This is a genomic window from Sphingomonas sinipercae (assembly GCF_011302055.1).
GTDB classification, from domain to species: domain Bacteria; phylum Pseudomonadota; class Alphaproteobacteria; order Sphingomonadales; family Sphingomonadaceae; genus Sphingomicrobium; species Sphingomicrobium sinipercae.
In genome coordinates this window covers 1,396,641-1,411,008 of the sequence record NZ_CP049871.1, presented here as the reverse complement: position 1 = coordinate 1,411,008, position 14,368 = coordinate 1,396,641, and the positions used below count along the sequence as shown (strand labels likewise).

The 14,368-nt window shown below is 63.4% G+C and carries 17 protein-coding genes and 1 tRNA gene; 8 read left to right on the top strand and 10 right to left on the bottom strand.

Annotated elements, in window-relative coordinates; translation table 11 throughout:
* Positions 1–9 precede the first annotated feature (9 nt).
* The 5 genes from G7078_RS07360 to G7078_RS07340 form a co-directional block, all read right to left on the bottom strand.
* Positions 10–543: a TspO/MBR family protein gene (locus G7078_RS07360; RefSeq protein WP_166094562.1), complete on the bottom strand. Its 534-nt coding sequence runs from the start codon at positions 541–543 to the stop codon at positions 10–12.
* The gene (locus G7078_RS07355; RefSeq protein ID WP_166096245.1) at positions 536–1,264 is read right to left on the bottom strand and encodes a TlyA family RNA methyltransferase; all 729 of its coding nucleotides are present in this window, start codon (positions 1,262–1,264) and stop codon (positions 536–538) included. The genes G7078_RS07360 and G7078_RS07355 overlap by 8 nt, the downstream gene beginning before the upstream one ends.
* A gap of 5 nt (positions 1,265–1,269) precedes the next feature.
* Positions 1,270–3,192 carry a 1-deoxy-D-xylulose-5-phosphate synthase gene (gene dxs, locus G7078_RS07350; RefSeq protein WP_166094559.1) on the bottom strand — a complete coding sequence of 641 codons (1,923 nt, stop codon included), beginning with the start codon at positions 3,190–3,192 and terminating at the stop codon, positions 1,270–1,272.
* Between the two features lie 94 nt (positions 3,193–3,286).
* Positions 3,287–3,748, bottom strand: a complete 462-nt coding sequence (locus G7078_RS07345) for a Fur family transcriptional regulator (RefSeq protein ID WP_166094557.1) — start codon at positions 3,746–3,748, stop codon at positions 3,287–3,289.
* A 38-nt stretch (positions 3,749–3,786) separates the two neighbouring features.
* Positions 3,787–4,155, bottom strand: a complete 369-nt coding sequence (locus tag G7078_RS07340) for a MerC domain-containing protein (protein ID WP_166094554.1) — start codon at positions 4,153–4,155, stop codon at positions 3,787–3,789.
* A 101-nt stretch (positions 4,156–4,256) separates the two neighbouring features.
* Between G7078_RS07340 and G7078_RS07335 the strand changes: the two genes are divergently transcribed.
* The 4 genes from G7078_RS07335 (at position 4,257) to rpsI (ending at position 6,816) form a co-directional block, all read left to right on the top strand.
* On the top strand, positions 4,257–5,315 hold the full coding sequence (locus G7078_RS07335; RefSeq protein ID WP_166094552.1) for a COX15/CtaA family protein: 1,059 nt from the start codon (positions 4,257–4,259) through the stop codon (positions 5,313–5,315).
* Positions 5,312–5,635: a divalent-cation tolerance protein CutA gene (gene cutA, locus G7078_RS07330; protein WP_166094550.1), complete on the top strand. Its 324-nt coding sequence runs from the start codon at positions 5,312–5,314 to the stop codon at positions 5,633–5,635. Before G7078_RS07335 ends, cutA begins: the two co-directional genes overlap by 4 nt.
* A gap of 120 nt (positions 5,636–5,755) precedes the next feature.
* Entirely contained in the window at positions 5,756–6,235 is a 480-nt protein-coding gene (gene rplM / locus G7078_RS07325) for a 50S ribosomal protein L13 (protein ID WP_166094548.1), read from the top strand.
* A complete protein-coding gene (gene rpsI / locus G7078_RS07320) occupies positions 6,235–6,816 on the top strand; it encodes a 30S ribosomal protein S9 (protein WP_166094546.1) in 582 nt (193 codons plus the stop codon). Before rplM ends, rpsI begins: the two co-directional genes overlap by 1 nt.
* An 87-nt stretch (positions 6,817–6,903) precedes the next feature.
* Here the strand turns inward: rpsI and G7078_RS07315 are convergent, their stop codons facing one another.
* The 3 genes from G7078_RS07315 to G7078_RS07305 form a co-directional block, all read right to left on the bottom strand.
* Positions 6,904–7,968 (bottom strand): glycosyltransferase family 2 protein, encoded by a 1,065-nt coding sequence (locus G7078_RS07315; RefSeq protein WP_281346907.1) that lies wholly within the window; start codon positions 7,966–7,968, stop codon positions 6,904–6,906.
* A 113-nt stretch (positions 7,969–8,081) separates the two neighbouring features.
* On the bottom strand, positions 8,082–8,567 hold the full coding sequence (msrB, locus tag G7078_RS07310) for a peptide-methionine (R)-S-oxide reductase MsrB (protein WP_166094540.1): 486 nt from the start codon (positions 8,565–8,567) through the stop codon (positions 8,082–8,084).
* A 145-nt stretch (positions 8,568–8,712) separates the two neighbouring features.
* Complete coding sequence (locus tag G7078_RS07305; RefSeq protein ID WP_166094538.1) at positions 8,713–9,996, bottom strand: alpha/beta hydrolase family protein; 1,284 nt, start codon at positions 9,994–9,996, stop codon at positions 8,713–8,715.
* 119 nt (positions 9,997–10,115) lie between these two features.
* Here G7078_RS07305 and G7078_RS07300 point away from each other — a divergent pair, with 119 nt between their 5' ends.
* Complete coding sequence (locus tag G7078_RS07300; RefSeq protein ID WP_166094535.1) at positions 10,116–11,033, top strand: hypothetical protein; 918 nt, start codon at positions 10,116–10,118, stop codon at positions 11,031–11,033.
* Positions 11,034–11,077: 44 nt separating this feature from the next.
* Here G7078_RS07300 and G7078_RS07295 read toward each other — a convergent pair.
* A tRNA-Lys gene (locus tag G7078_RS07295) sits at positions 11,078–11,153 on the bottom strand.
* A gap of 138 nt (positions 11,154–11,291) precedes the next feature.
* Here G7078_RS07295 and ispG point away from each other — a divergent pair.
* Together ispG and G7078_RS07285 are read left to right on the top strand one after the other, a co-directional pair.
* Complete coding sequence (gene ispG, locus G7078_RS07290) at positions 11,292–12,425, top strand: flavodoxin-dependent (E)-4-hydroxy-3-methylbut-2-enyl-diphosphate synthase (RefSeq protein ID WP_166094533.1); 1,134 nt, start codon at positions 11,292–11,294, stop codon at positions 12,423–12,425.
* A gap of 18 nt (positions 12,426–12,443) precedes the next feature.
* Positions 12,444–13,346 carry a DMT family transporter gene (locus G7078_RS07285; RefSeq protein WP_246166298.1) on the top strand — a complete coding sequence of 301 codons (903 nt, stop codon included), beginning with the start codon at positions 12,444–12,446 and terminating at the stop codon, positions 13,344–13,346.
* Here G7078_RS07285 and G7078_RS07280 read toward each other — a convergent pair.
* Complete coding sequence (locus tag G7078_RS07280) at positions 13,343–13,987, bottom strand: DUF1345 domain-containing protein (RefSeq protein ID WP_246166296.1); 645 nt, start codon at positions 13,985–13,987, stop codon at positions 13,343–13,345. The two genes, G7078_RS07285 and G7078_RS07280, sit on opposite strands and share 4 nt — an antisense overlap.
* A gap of 47 nt (positions 13,988–14,034) precedes the next feature.
* On the opposite strand from G7078_RS07280, the gene G7078_RS07275 reads away from it, so the two are divergent.
* A complete protein-coding gene (locus tag G7078_RS07275; RefSeq protein WP_166094530.1) occupies positions 14,035–14,349 on the top strand; it encodes a DMT family transporter in 315 nt (104 codons plus the stop codon).
* The last annotated feature ends 19 nt before the right edge of the window (positions 14,350–14,368 follow it).

Here is a 14,368-nt window from a genome sequence, read left to right as displayed (position 1 = left end):
CTGAATCTCCTATCCGCCGAACAGGGAAGCGCCGGCGCCGGGGTTGAGGCGGTCGATCGCGGCATTGAGGGACGCCGCGAAGCATAGCCACGCCAGATAGGGAACCATCAGCGCGCCCGCCAGTGGGCGAATCCGCCAAAATTGGCCTGCAGCCATCGCGGCGATCGCAGCCATGACGACGATCGTCATCAGTGCCGGCTTGATCAGATGTGCGGCAAAGAACATCGGCGACCAGGCAAAGTTAAGTACCAGCTGGACGAAAAAGAGGATCAGCCCCTTGCGCCGGGCGACCGATGGCGGCTCGGCCAGGATCATTGCCAGCGACAGGCCGAGCAGCACGTAAAGGATCGGCCAGACTACCCCGAAGGCCCAGCCCGGAGGCATGAAAAAGGGCTTGTCGAGCTGGATGAACCAGCCGTTTTCATAGCCCGAATTGGACAGCAACCCGGACGCCGACCCAAGCAGCACGATCGCCGGCACCGTGATCAGCGCCAGCTTCCACCATGGTTTGCGTGGACCCGAGTCAGCGATCGTTTCAGCCATTCTTTTCAGCTCCCAGCAGGAATTCGATATTGCCTTCAGGCCCGGTGATCGGGCTTTCGGTCACGCCGACAACGCGCCACCCCTGCGATTGCACCCACGCGCTGCTTTCCGCGCAAACCCGCTGGTGAACCAGCGGATCGCGGACAACTCCGCCCTTGCCGACTTCGGCCCGGCCGGCTTCGAACTGCGGCTTGACCAGAGCGACGAGCCTGGCGCCGGCGCGGGCAAGTTTCAGCGGTGATTCCAAAACCTTGGTGAGCGAAATGAAGCTTGCGTCGCAGGTGACGATGTCAATGGCTTCGCCGATCGTCTCGCGGTCGAGCGTGCGAGCGTTGGTCTGTTCGTGCACCACCACGCGCTCGTCCTGCCGAAGCTTCCACGCAAGCTGGTTGGTGCCGACGTCGACGGCGTACACCTTTGCTGCGCCGCGACTGAGCAACACGTCGGTAAAGCCGCCCGTCGAACTGCCGATGTCCAGCGCAACCGCCCCGGCGACATCGAAGCCGAAGTGCGTGAGTCCGTGATCAAGCTTGACCCCGCCACGCGACACCCAGGGATGATCCTTGCCACGCACTTCCAGCGCTGCGTCCTCGGCCAGCGTATCGCCCGCTTTCGCCAGCTTGCGCTCCCCCGAGAAGACGGTGCCGGCCATGATCAGCGCCTGCGCCCGCGACCGGCTCTCCGCCAGTCCGCGGATGACGAGCAGCTGGTCTGCCCGAATTTTGGCTACGCCCGCACCTCTTCGACGCCGGCGCTGTTGATGCGCAGCGCCTTGAGTACCGTTTCGACGATGTGCGGCGCGTTGAGGCCGGCTTCGTCATATTGCTTCTCGGGCTTGTCGTGATCCTGGAAGCGGTCGGGAAGGCGCATCGTGCGGACCTTCAGGCCAGCGTCGGTGAGGCCTTCGTCGCTTGCAAGGGTCAGGACATGGGCGCCGAGACCACCGATCGCGGCTTCCTCGACGGTCACGACAACTTCGTGCGTGGTCATCAACTTGCGAATCAAAGCGCTGTCGAGCGGCTTGGCGAAGCGGAGATCGGCGACCGTGGTCGACAGGCCCTTCGCCTCCAGCTGGTCGGCCGCCTTCTCCGCTTCCTCAAGCCGGGTGCCGAGCGCGAGGATGGCGACCTTCTTGCCTTCGCGAACGATACGGCCCTTGCCGATTTCCAGCACCTGCGGCGTCTCGGGCAGCTGCACGCCGCGTCCTTCACCGCGCGGGTAGCGGACGGCGATCGGGCCGCCGTCATGTTCCGCCATCGTCTTGACCATGTGGACGAGCTCGGCCTCGTCCGAGGGGGCCATGACAACGAAATTGGGGAGGGTGCACAGGTAAGCGAGGTCGAAGCTGCCCGCGTGGGTCGCACCGTCGGCCCCGACCAGGCCGGCGCGGTCCATCGCAAAGCGGACCGGCAAGTTCTGGATCGCGACATCGTGGACGACCTGGTCGTAAGCGCGCTGCAGGAAGGTCGAATAAATGGCCACGAACGGGCGCATCCCTTGCGCGGCAAGGCCGGCGGCGAAGGTGACGCCATGCTGCTCGGCGATGCCGACATCGAACGCGCGGTCGGGGTGGGCAGTGGCGAACTTGTCGACGCCGGTGCCTGAGGGCATCGCCGCGGTGATCGCGCAAATCCGGTCGTCGGTCTCCGCCAGCTTCGCCAGCGTTTCGCCGAACACGTTCTGGTAGGATGGCGCGCCGGCGGCCGCCTTGGCCTGCTTGCCCGACACGACGTCGAACTTGACGACGCCATGGTATTTGTCGGCGCTGCTCTCGGCCGGGCCGTAGCCTTTGCCCTTTTGCGTGACGACATGAACCAGCATTGGCCCAACTTCGGCATCGCGAACGTTTTCAAGCACTTCGACCAACGCGTTGACATCGTGCCCGTCGACCGGGCCAACGTAATAAAAGCCGAGTTCGTCGAACAAGGTGCCGCCGGTAACGAGGCCCCGCGCATATTCCTCGACCCGCCGGGCAGTGCGGTGAAGCGGTGCCGGCATCGCTCGCGCGAGCTTCTGCGCCAGCTTGCGCGGCGTCAGATATTTGTTGGAGGAGACGAGCCGCGCCAGCGCGTTGCGCAACGACCCAACGGGCGGCGCGATCGACATGTCATTGTCGTTGAGGATGACGACCAGGCGGTTGCCGGCCGCCTCGGCGTTGTTCATCGCTTCATAGGCCATGCCGGCGCTCATCGCGCCGTCGCCAATGACCGCAATCGCCTTGCCAGGGTTGCCGGTCAGCTTGTTGGCGATGGCAAAGCCGAGCGCGGCGGAGATGGAGGTCGAGCTGTGCGCTGCTCCGAACGGGTCGTATTCGCTCTCGCTGCGCTTGGTGAAACCGGACAGGCCGCCGCCCTGGCGTAAGGTGCGGATGCGGTCGCGCCGGCCGGTGACGATCTTGTGCGGATAGGCCTGGTGGCCGACGTCCCAGATCAATTTGTCGTTCGGTGTGTCGAAGACATAGTGGGCCGCGACGGTAAGCTCGACGACGCCGAGGCCAGCGCCAAGGTGCCCGCCGGTTACGGAAACGGCGGAGATCATCTCTTCCCGGAGCTCGTCGGACAGCTGGCGCAGCTGCTCCTTGCTCAAGGAGCGGATGTCGCTGGGAAACTGAACCTGGTCGAGCAGGGGCGTATCGGGCCGGTCTGACATGATTTCCGCTTATCCCGAAGCCACCACGATGTCACCGGCCCTAGCCCAAAGGCGAGGTTTTTCAGCGAATGCTCAGGGTTTGCTCAGGCGAGGCTTATTCGCCGCAATCGCCGCAGGTCCCGCGCACCTCAATGACGGGCTGCCGGGCGGCAAAGCCGGCGCCGGCGGCCGCTTCACGAATGCCGCCGGACACCTTGTCGTCATCCAGGTGCACGGCCTGTCCGCAATTGTCGCAGATCAGGAAGATGCAGTCATGCAGGCAGTCCGGGTGCTGGTTGGCGATATAGGCATTGGCGCTTTCCACCCGCCGCACCAGATTGGCTGCGACGAACAGGTCGAGGATCCGGTAGACGCTGTTTGCAGCGACGCGGCGGCCCTGCGACTTCGAAACGGCTTCGGCGATGTCATAGGCGCTTGCGGGACGGTCGAAGCCGGCGAGCGTTTCGAAAACGTTGGAGCGCATTTCCGTCCATTGCTCGCCCTTGTCCTCAAGGCGGCTTTGCGCCGCCTCAAGCAACGATTCGCCATGATGAAGCTGGTGGGTGTGCGCGGACATGGCTGTAAGATAGGCCCGCGACCGGGCCGCGGCAACGCCTACTCGGCGGCCAGGAAGTTGAGCCGGTGCCCAAGGGCGAGCAGCCCGACGCCGATGACCGTGTAAAGCGCCTCGCTGCCGTCGTGGGGAAGCTGCAACGCCCCGCCCATCACCCCGAGGCCCAGGGCGCCGACCGCGCTGGGCATCATGAACCCATGATCGAGGACGCCGCGCCCAAGGGCGATCGCGCCAAGAGCCATCGCCAGCGTCAACCCGACTTCATGGATGATCGGTGCGCCAAGGACTCCGCCGGCGCTGGCCAGCAGGCCAAGCGCCACTGCGGTACCGAGACAGTGCACAAGACAAAGCCCAGAAATGCCGATGGCGACTCGGTCGAGAGCGCGGGTATGAAGAAACTGCTGCGGCATCGGGCGACGATATAACCCGCCTTCGGTCAGGTTACAACATCACATCTGCATCCGTTCGACGACTTGTGACGGCGGTTGGTCGAGTGCATATGCCCCGCCTCATGACCTCGACGCTCGCCCGCCCGGCGCCTTCCGCCCGAGGGGCCAACCCGAAGCCGCTGGCGCTTTCCAACCTTTTGTTTCTCGTCGCCACAATGGTGTTCGCGATGGTCGTTGTCGGGGGCATCACCCGCCTGACCGAAAGCGGCTTGTCGATCACCGAGTGGAAGCCGGTTTCCGGGGCGATCCCGCCCTTGACCCATGCGGATTGGGAGCGTGCGTTCGACCTCTACAAGCAGATTCCGGAATATAAGGAGATCAATGGACCCGCGGGCATGACGCTCGCCCAGTTCAGGCAGATCTTCTGGTGGGAATTCGTTCACCGGCTGCTGGGCCGGCTGATCGGGGTGGTGTTCGCGCTACCGTTGCTGTGGTTCGCCGTCCGCCGCGAAATTCCGCGGGGTTACGGCTGGAAGATGGTGGGCCTGCTGGTGCTGGGAGGTCTGCAAGGCGCGCTTGGCTGGTATATGGTGAGCTCCGGGCTCGCCGACCGGACCGACGTCAGCCACTTTCGGCTTGCCGCGCATTTGCTGCTGGCGCTGACCATCATGGGCGCATTGATCTGGTTCGCGCTGGATTTGCGCCGGCTTGCAATAACCGGTCGGGATCAACCGGCGCGATTGACCGCCGTTGCCGTTGGCGCCCTTGGCGTGCTGTTTGTCCAGTTGCTCTACGGGGCGTGGGTGGCAGGGCTCAACGCCGGGCAAGTGGCAAACACCTGGCCGCTGATGAACGACCGCCTTTTCCCGGAAGGCGTCGATTGGTCGAAGGGCGCCTTGTTCGCCTTCGCCAACGATCCGTACCTGGTCCACTTCGTCCACCGTTGGTGGGCATGGGTGATGGTCGCCGCGCTCGTCCTGTTTGCGCGCAAGGTGAAAGGTGCCGACGGCCGCCGCGCCTCGGTCGCGATCCACTCGGCCTTCGGGACCCAGATCATCATCGGTATCGCCACGGTAATGACCGGCGTCGCCATCTGGCTGGCCGCACTTCACCAGGCCGTCGGCGCACTCGTGCTCGTCGCCTGCGTGTGGGGCGCGCACGTTGTCGGCCGGACGCGATGAGCGTCGTTTCCATCTACTGCACCTTTGCGGGCGTCGAGGAGGCCGAGCGGGTCGGGCGGCAGGTCGTTGAAGAGCAGCTCGCCGCCTGCATCAATATTCTCGCGCCGTGCCGGTCGATCTATCGCTGGCAAGGCAAGGTCGAAGTCACCGACGAAACGCCTGCAATCCTCAAGACGACGGCTGCGGCCGCGGACAGCTTGATCGCCCGCATCGCCGAGCTTCACAGTTATGAGGTGCCAGCGATTACCCAGTGGCCGGTCGACCAGGCGGCGAGGGGCTTCAGCGAGTGGGTCGAGTCCGGCGTTCGATCCCTGCGGTAATATAATACCCGTCAGCAAGTCCGCTGTTTGCTTGACGAATTGCCACCTCTCTGTCATTCGGCCGCTCGACGGCGGCGCCTGAAGTGCGTCGCTTTTCTCGTTAGAAGAGGCAGAAACGCCATGAAGGCGCTGATGAAGACGACCAAGTCGGTCAAGCCGGCTGAGGTCGATAAGAAATGGCATCTGATCGATGCCGACGGTTTGGTGGTCGGGCGCGTCGCGACGATTATCGCCAACATCCTGCGCGGCAAGCACAAGCCGAGCTTCACCCCGCACGTCGATTGCGGCGATCATGTCGTCGTCATCAACGCCGACAAGGTGAAGTTCACCGGCCGCAAGCTGGACCAGAAGATTTATTACAAGCACACCGGTTACGCCGGCGGGCTCAAGGAAATCACCGCGGGCAAGGTACTCGAAGGGCGTTTCCCTGAGCGGGTGCTTGAGAAGGCTGTTGAGCGCATGATTCCGCGCGGTCCGCTGGGCCGCGACCAGATGCGTGCGCTGCACCTCTACAACGGCACCGAGCATCCCCATGCCGGGCAGAGCCCGCAGCCGCTCGACGTCGGCTCGATGAATCGCAAGAACAAGGTGGGCGCATAATGGCCGACAAGAAGTCCCTTTCAGATCTCGCCGCTCTGACCAGCGCCGAACCGGAAACCGCTGCCCCCGAGGCCGCGGCGACTGAAGCTGCCGCGCCTGCGGCTGCCGAAGCGGAAGCGCCCGCCGATGACCATGGCGCGTCGACCCAGGGTCCGCAGATCGAAGCTGTGCTTCGTGAGCAGCAGCTCGACAAACAGGGCCGCGCTTATGCGACCGGCCGCCGCAAGGACGCCGTCGCGCGCGTCTGGCTGAAGCCGGGCACCGGCAAGATCGTCGTCAACGGCCGCGAGCAGGAAGTTTATTTCGCTCGCCCAACGTTGCGCCTGGTCATCAACCAGGTGTTCGACGTTACCGATCGCAAGGGTCAGTATGACGTCATTGCCACGGTCAAGGGCGGCGGGTTGTCCGGCCAGGCGGGCGCGGTGCGTCACGGCATTTCGACGGCGCTGACCCGTTACGAGCCGGCGCTTCGCACGACCGTCAAGCGCGAAGGCTTCCTGACCCGCGATCCGCGCGTCGTGGAGCGCAAGAAGTACGGCCGCGCCAAGGCACGCCGCAGCTTCCAGTTCTCGAAGCGCTAAATTCGCTTGCATCGCTGTATGTGAGAGGCGGTCCGGATCTCCGGGCCGCCTTTTTCATGTGCGTGAATCAGCCCCGGTTGGGTTGGGTCAGCTGCCCTGCCGCTCGGCCGTTTCGGCCGGCGCGGGCGCGCTGTATGGGCGCGGCGGGTGCCACACGACGGCCTCCGGCCCGGAGATGCTCGTCGACGCGAAGACGTTGCGGGCTGCCATGACCGAATGCAGGAACATCCTCAATGTGCTCGGGCTCAGCGACGCCCATCCGGCCCAGACCAGCGCGCTCAGCGAAGCCAGGTTCGGCCCCAGATCCGCGCGCTCCAACACGCGTTTGAACAGGCGCGGCTTTTCGTTTGCCCACAAGGTCAGCGAACCAAGCGCCACGAAAACGCGCGGGTTGATCTTGCCCCGCCGCTGCGACCGGTTCGCGAGCAGCTCCTCATAATCCTCGCCAGCGCGAAGCCGGGCGAGGGAATCGTACATCAGGTCGACCGCTGCTTCGACCCGGTCCTGCCTGGAGGAGACGCGTGTGCTGCTGTCCGACTGGCGGTGCTGGTAAAGCGCGGCCGGAATGACGGCGATGTTGGTTTCATGGCTCATTCGGAGCGTGAAATCCTGGTCCTCCCAGAATTCGCACTCCGCGCGATAGCCGCCAATCCGTTCCGCGATGCTTCGACGGTACATGATCGATCCGTGCGGGAAGGGCGAAAACCAGGATCGCCGGGTCAGCCGCCAGGGCTCTGGACCCCGGCGTTTCTTGCCTGAAGGATCGATGATGTCGCACAGGCTGGCGACCAGGCCGACGTCCGGCCGATCGCGCAACAGGTTCATCTGCTGCTGAAGCCGGTCCGGGTGGGAAATGTCATCCGCGTCCATGCGAGCGACGATCGGCCCGCTGGATAAGGCCACAACCCGGTTCGAACTGCCTGATGGACCCAGGTTGGTGCTGCTCTCGACCAGCCGGATCCGCTTGTCCTTCTCCGCCCACCCACGCAGCTTCTCGCGGGAGCCGTCGTCGGAGCCGTCGTCGTAGATGACGAACTCGAAATCGCGGAACGACTGGTCGAGAATGCTCCGGACAGCATTGTCCAGATGCTCGCCGGCGTTGTGAACCGGCATGACTACGCTCAGCGGAGGGGGTGGAGAAGACTCTGACAAGACCTCGGTTTGCTAGATTTGCCGTCCGTGTAAGTCGAGCAGAAACCGCTCCGGTATAACCGCCGGGTGAGCGATCGTGGTTTATTCAAGGGAAGGCAGGCGCGCTTTAGGCGCTATTCGGGCCAAGGTTCGCCTTCTGGGGCGCCTCGGCCAAGCTTGTCGGGAAGGGGCTCGCCGGTGGGCGTGAACGCCAGCGACACCGAGTTGATGCAGTAACGTTCGCCAGTAGGCGGCGGACCGTCTGGGAACACATGGCCCTGGTGCCCACCGCAGCGGGCGCAGACGATCTCCGTTCGCACCATGCCGTAACTGGAATCGCGGATGTAACGGAGGTGCTCCTTGGCCAATGGCTGCCCGAAACTGGGCCAGCCGGTGCCGCTTTCGAACTTCGTCCCGCCGGTGAACAGCGGCAGCCCGCACAGCCGGCAGGTGAATACCCCGGCTCGCTTCTCGTCCAAAAACACGCCGCAGAAGGGCGCTTCGGTGCCGTGTTGCAGGAGCACTCGCCGCTCGTCCGCATCGAGATCGGCCGCAAGCGCCTCCAACTGATCGTCGGTGGGCGGGGAAAGGTCGAATTCGCGCGTCGCGGCGTCGGTCATGTCGATGCTCCTCGATGCCCTGATTGAGCGTCGGAGCATAGATAGGCATGACACAAAGCGCGCGCTAGGATCGGGTCAACGCCGAACGCCGAACGCTCCACCGGATGGTGGCCGGCTGAGATTAACTCCGTATGGTCGAAGAGGCTCAGTTCTTAGGCCGCGGCAGGTACGTCGCCTTCCCGTACGGCGGCGACACTGAGCCTTTGATCCAATCGACCAGCAACCGGAAGTAGCCGTCGGCGTACCGAGTATGCGTTCGCGAACCGTCCGGATGCTGGATGAATTCCCTTATTCCATGGTCGGTATTTGGGAACATCGCGATGTCGATCGGTAGCCCTTCGGACTGCAACTTTTTAAGGCGGTCGCGGGTAAGCAGCGAAGGGGTTACTCGATCCTGCTCCGCAAGCGCCCACAATTGTGGCACCGTGAGGGTGCGCAGGACCGCCATCGCATCATGATGCCACGGCAGGCCGAGGTCATTGGGCGATTTCGCACGACCCCGCAATTCGGCAGGGGTCGCGCGCAATATTCGTCCGCTGAACTCCCCCCGGATATGTTTGTACCAAGGTTCGCCGGAATACTGGCGTTTAAGTGTGGCCAGCGTGTCTATCCCCCGCCGGTAACCAGAGCCAATCACAACGGCTGTTGCAGCGGTGAGACGGCGGGCAACCGCAATCGCCGAATCGTCGAAGCCTTTCGCCCGCAATTCGAGCGCAACTTCCTCGGCATCTTCCTCGATCGGGGTATAGGCCATGCCGTACCCAATCGCGATGAAATCGGTGGGGACCTGCTTGGCAGCCAGGGGGATGACCCAGCCGGCCTGACTGAAGCCATAGAAGCCGAACCGGCCGTGCCGCCCGTGCGTCAATCGCTTGGCCTCTACCGCAGCGGCACTCGCGTCGCGAGCGAGTTGCTGGAAATTCATCGTGAAAAGGCCTTCGGACTCCCCGGTTCCGCGCTTGTCATAAACGAAGGTGCTGACGCCTTGCGCCGAGAGCGTGAATTGCATGTGCCAAAGGGCACTGGTGTACGGCTCATCACCGGAACCTTGGACGGAAACGACCAAAGGGGTGGACGTCGATGCGTCTGTTCGCTCGACCAACAAGCCGGCAAGGCGGGCCCCGTCGCTTACGAAAGTCGTCCGCGTTAACCTGAGTGGAATGCGCGGCCAGAATTCGACTGTGTCGTTCGGGAGTGTGACGTTAACACCACCCGCTGCGCAATGGACTCGGGTCTTGGGATGAGAGAGAACCCCGATCCGCCCGTCGAGATGCGTGTATTCGAAGCTCGATCCAGACTGCGTTAGTGCAAGTGTACGTCCGTCGGGCGATCCGTAGGCGCCGGCTTCGCAGGGAATATCGACCGATTTAGCCAAGCCGGGTGTTGCCGCTGGCGCCGATGAGAGCACGCTTAGCAGCCAAACAAGCATTCGCGCTGGTGATTTCATTTCCACCCCACTTATTGATACCGGTAACTTCATTGAACTACGACGTCTGAGTCCGGAAAGGACAACTTTCGGACCGGCTTCCAACGCTTACGGATTCTTTGATGCCCAGCCCGCGCCTCGTGCCCAAGAACGTGATCAAGCTGGCGCTCCGCTCCCAGTCCGTGGAGCTCAAAAGCTATGCGTCCTTCGAACGGGAGTTTCAGAAAGCGCTTGGCTGCGATCTGGATTACGCTCGGCGTCTTCTCAACGGCACCCGGCTCCTGCGGGAACGGCATCGCGAACTGATCAGGGAATTGCTTCGACTGCCCACCTTGGACTTTGACGCGACGCCGCGTGACATCGCCGTCCAGCTCAATCTATCGTCGAAGGACGCATTGTCGGTGATGTCGGGTGGGCTCCCTGGCTTGGAGTTTGCAGCGCGCACCCGCGACCTCACTGCACTTTCCCGGCTGAGTGATCTTGTTAGCGGGTATTGGGAGCTCGTATTTTGGTCGTTCAGTCGAACAGACACCCAGGCTTTGTCGCGTGAACTTTGCGTCATCGAGCGGCCGGATGAGGCCGGCCTTTTGCCGTGCACAGTCCACGACGTGAACTTCACCTATCGGGGGGTCGTCTTCCCCGTGATGAGCCACCTCTATTTCATGGTGGAAAAGGAACATCTATTTGATGAGGTGGTGGTTTATCTAACGAACCGTCCGGAACGAGCGCCACCCGTGCTTCGCGGCATTTCGCTTGGCTTGTCAGGCGGTGTCGATGAAATTCGCAGTCATCCGACCGCGTCGCGGTGTACGTTCCGATATCTGGGCCGCACAGCGGCCGACGTTCGCATCCGATTTCCCGAGGCACCCGATGATGAGACGGACCTTCTGGATTTCCTCAGGCGAGAGGTCCCTCGCTACCTGACCCAGGCCGAGCTTGCAGAACTCTCGACCGAACAGTTGGCGGCTTTGCAAGTGTCGCGGCTTGATAATTCGGTACCCCCAAACGCGATCCCATTCGTCCTCCAGGCAAAGGACTGAAAGTCATCCGCCGAGTTACCGTGGTTCGTCGTCGCTGTGGGAAGTGGTGGACGCACTAGGGCTCGAACCTAGGACCCGCTGATTAAGAGTCAGCTGCTCTACCAACTGAGCTATACGTCCATGCCTGGAAGGCCGCGACCGGCGGCTATGCTCGCCGGTGCGGGGGCCAGATAGCCGCGCATCGACGACGATGCAACCGTTGTGCCGGGCCTTAGGGCCGCCTTTGCCGGCGCGCCATAGAGCGCCTATATGACGGGCATGTCCGCAATCCGCCCGTGGCGAACCATCGAACGCCGTCTCTCGCGCCAGATCATGGTCGGCGCGGTGCCCGTCGGCGGCGATGCGCCGATCTCGGTCCAGACGATGACCAACACCCCGACCGAGGACGCGCGGGCGACAATCGACCAAATTCGCCGTTGCGAAGAGGCTGGGGCGGACATCATCCGGGTGTCCTGCCCGACCGTGGAGGCAACTGCGGCGCTGCGCGAAATCGTCCGCGAGGCGAGGGTGCCGATCGTCGCCGACATCCATTTTCACTACAAGCGCGCGCTGGAAGCCGCCGACGCCGGTGCCGCCTGCCTGCGCATCAATCCGGGCAACATCGGCTCGGAAGACCGGGTCAGGGAGGTTATCGCCGCGGCCCGTGCGAACGGGTGCGCGATCCGGATCGGCGTCAATGCGGGGAGCCTGGAGAAGGACCTGCTCGAAAAGTATGGCGAACCGTGTCCCGAAGCGCTGGTCGAAAGCGCGCTGGACCACATCCGAATCCTCGAGGACCATGGTTTCCAGGACTATAAAGTCGCGGTGAAGGCGTCGGACGTGTTTCTCGCCGTCGCTGCCTACCAGCAGCTCAGCATGGCGGTCGATTGCCCTCTGCACCTTGGCATCACCGAAGCGGGCGGACTCATCGGCGGGACGGTCAAGTCTTCGATCGGCATCGGTTCGCTTTTGTGGGCTGGGATCGGCGATACGATTCGCGTGTCGCTCTCCGCCGAGCCCGAAGAGGAAGTGCGGGTCGGCTATGAGATCCTCAAGTCGCTCGGCATTCGTAGCCGGGGCGTACGCGTGGTCTCGTGCCCAAGCTGCGCGCGCCAGGGATTCGACGTGATCCGCACCGTCGAGAAGCTCGAAGAGCGACTGCAGCATATCAAGACGCCGATGTCGCTGTCGGTGCTGGGCTGCGTCGTCAACGGACCTGGCGAAGCGCGCGAAACCGACATCGGAATCACCGGCGGCGGCAATGGCAAGCACATGGTCTATTTGTCGGGCGTGACCGACCACCATGTGCAGGACGAGGGCATGATCGACCACATCGTCGCGCTGGTGGAAGCGAAAGCTGCAGAACTCGAAGCTGCGGCGGCCCACGAACCAATCCTCGACGCCGCCGAATAGTCCGAATAACGCGCGGCGGTGACTCGCCCAAACCATCCGCCGCTCATCGCCTTCTTTGTCGGCGTGCTCGGCATCGCACTGTTTTCCGGCATGGACGCGGTCATGAAAGGCCTGGTGCTGGCGATCGGCACGATCGCGACCATGTTCTGGCGCAATCTCACCGGCATATTCCTGTCGGGGGCGCTCTATCTTCCGAAGCGCAAGGGTTGGCCCGAACGCTCGACCATGCGCATCCACTTGGCCCGTGGCATCCTGTCGACGGGCATGGGCTTCCTCTTTTTCTGGGGCATCGGGCGAGTGCCGCTTGCGCAGGCGGTGGCGCTGGCGTTCATCGCGCCGCTGATCGCGCTCTACCTGGCATCGATCATGCTGCATGAAAAAGTTGGGCCAAAGACCGTGGGCGCGTCAGTGGTGGCATTCGGCGGCGTCGTCGTCATCTTTGTCGGGCAGGCGCAGGCCGATCTCGGCCGCGAAGCGCTGATCGGAAGCGCGGCGATCCTGGTTTCAGCGGCGCTCTACGCGCTGAACATCATTATCATGCGACGCCAGGCCCTGGTCGCCGACCCGATGGAAATCACGTTTTTCCAAAGCGTCATCGTGACCGCCGTGTTGCTTGCCGCGATGGCGGTCTTCGATTTCCCCGTACCGCCGTTGGCGCAATGGCCGTGGATCCTGTTCGCGGCGGCGCTCGCGGTCTCGTCCATGCTGCTGCTGTCCTGGGCCTATGCCCGCGCCGAGGCGAGCTACCTGGCAGCGACGGAATATACCGCTTTCTTGTGGGCGGTGCTGTTCGGCTGGCTGTTCTTTCAGGAGAGCGTGTCGCCTTTCACGCTGGCCGGAGCAGTCTTGATCGTCGCCGGTTGCCTGCTGGCAGCGCGAATGCCGGAAGAGGCGAGCCCGAAGCTTGAGGCCGCGACCTAGCTCGAGCCGAGGACGTTGATCATCAGCGCCAGGACCCCGAGGTTGAAGAAAAAGCCGACGATGCAGTGAACGGTGACGACGTTGCGCACCTGTGGCGAGGTCACCTGGACGTCGGACGTCTGCACCGCAACGCCGAGAGTGTAAGCAAAATAAGCGAAATCGGCGAACCGCGGTTCCTTCGTGCCCGGGAAGACGAGTCCGGCCGCGTCCTTGCCGCCGTCCGCCGAGGAATAGAAAAGGTGTGCGTAGTGCAGCGTGTAGACGGCGTTGCCGAAACCCCAGGCGAGGGCCAGCGTCAGGACCACCAGCAACTTGTCGGCGGGCGTAAGCGCCGCCTTGTCCTGCAGCAGCGCGACGATCGCGATTAAAGTCACCGCGGCGAGCGCGACGTTGATGACCAGCAGGAGCAATCGGTTGGCGTCATTTTCAGCCGCACTCCGCCGCATCTGCGAGGGTGTGGCGCTGAAGAGGCTGATTGCGGACCCGAGGAAGACGAGGGCGGCGACGTCGAAGCCGATCATGCCGCCGCGCTCCAGTCCGAGTAGCGATCCCGCTATCGCGGAGGTGACGATCAGGACGACGACGAAGGCCACGAAGCGCAGCGGCGCAATGCTTTTCCCCAGCCTCTTGGCGACCCCCATCGTTGCAGGATAGACGAACCCGGCGCGCCGTCCAGCGGGAGACACGAGTGCCTTGGCTCTACCTGATCATCGGCGGGCTGTTCGAAGTCGGCTTCACCACGTCGCTGCGCTTCGTCGACGGCTTTCGCAACTTGCCATGGACAGTCGCCTTCCTGGTTTCGGTGGCGGTCAGCATGGCCCTGCTCGAGCTGGCCTCACGCTCCATCCCGATGGGCACCGCCTATGCCGTGTGGGGCGGCATTGGCGCAGTCGGCACCGTGGTCGTGGGAATGATGCTGTTCGATGAACCGACGACGCTCATCAGGATCATGCTGATCTTTATCATCGTCGCCGCGATCGCCGGTTTGAAGCTTCTCGCCTGATGCTGGACGGTCCGGCTGC

Bases quoted from the DNA above. Each gene is read 5' to 3' on its own strand.
- G7078_RS07360 (WP_166094562.1), bottom strand. From the start codon at position 543: ATGGCTGAAACGATCGCTGACTCGGGTCCACGCAAACCATGGTGGAAG.
- G7078_RS07280 (WP_246166296.1), bottom strand. From the start codon at position 13,987: ATGGGGGTCGCCAAGAGGCTGGGGAAAAGCATTGCGCCGCTGCGCTTC.
- G7078_RS07305 (WP_166094538.1), bottom strand. From the start codon at position 9,996: ATGCTTGTTTGGCTGCTAAGCGTGCTCTCATCGGCGCCAGCGGCAACA.
- msrB (WP_166094540.1), bottom strand. From the start codon at position 8,567: ATGACCGACGCCGCGACGCGCGAATTCGACCTTTCCCCGCCCACCGAC.
- rplM (WP_166094548.1), top strand. From the start codon at position 5,756: ATGAAGGCGCTGATGAAGACGACCAAGTCGGTCAAGCCGGCTGAGGTC.
- G7078_RS07340 (WP_166094554.1), bottom strand. From the start codon at position 4,155: ATGCCGCAGCAGTTTCTTCATACCCGCGCTCTCGACCGAGTCGCCATC.
- rpsI (WP_166094546.1), top strand. From the start codon at position 6,235: ATGGCCGACAAGAAGTCCCTTTCAGATCTCGCCGCTCTGACCAGCGCC.
- G7078_RS07345 (WP_166094557.1), bottom strand. From the start codon at position 3,748: ATGTCCGCGCACACCCACCAGCTTCATCATGGCGAATCGTTGCTTGAG.
- dxs (WP_166094559.1), bottom strand. From the start codon at position 3,192: ATGTCAGACCGGCCCGATACGCCCCTGCTCGACCAGGTTCAGTTTCCC.
- G7078_RS07300 (WP_166094535.1), top strand. From the start codon at position 10,116: ATGCCCAGCCCGCGCCTCGTGCCCAAGAACGTGATCAAGCTGGCGCTC.
- G7078_RS07335 (WP_166094552.1), top strand. From the start codon at position 4,257: ATGACCTCGACGCTCGCCCGCCCGGCGCCTTCCGCCCGAGGGGCCAAC.
- cutA (WP_166094550.1), top strand. From the start codon at position 5,312: ATGAGCGTCGTTTCCATCTACTGCACCTTTGCGGGCGTCGAGGAGGCC.
- ispG (WP_166094533.1), top strand. From the start codon at position 11,292: ATGTCCGCAATCCGCCCGTGGCGAACCATCGAACGCCGTCTCTCGCGC.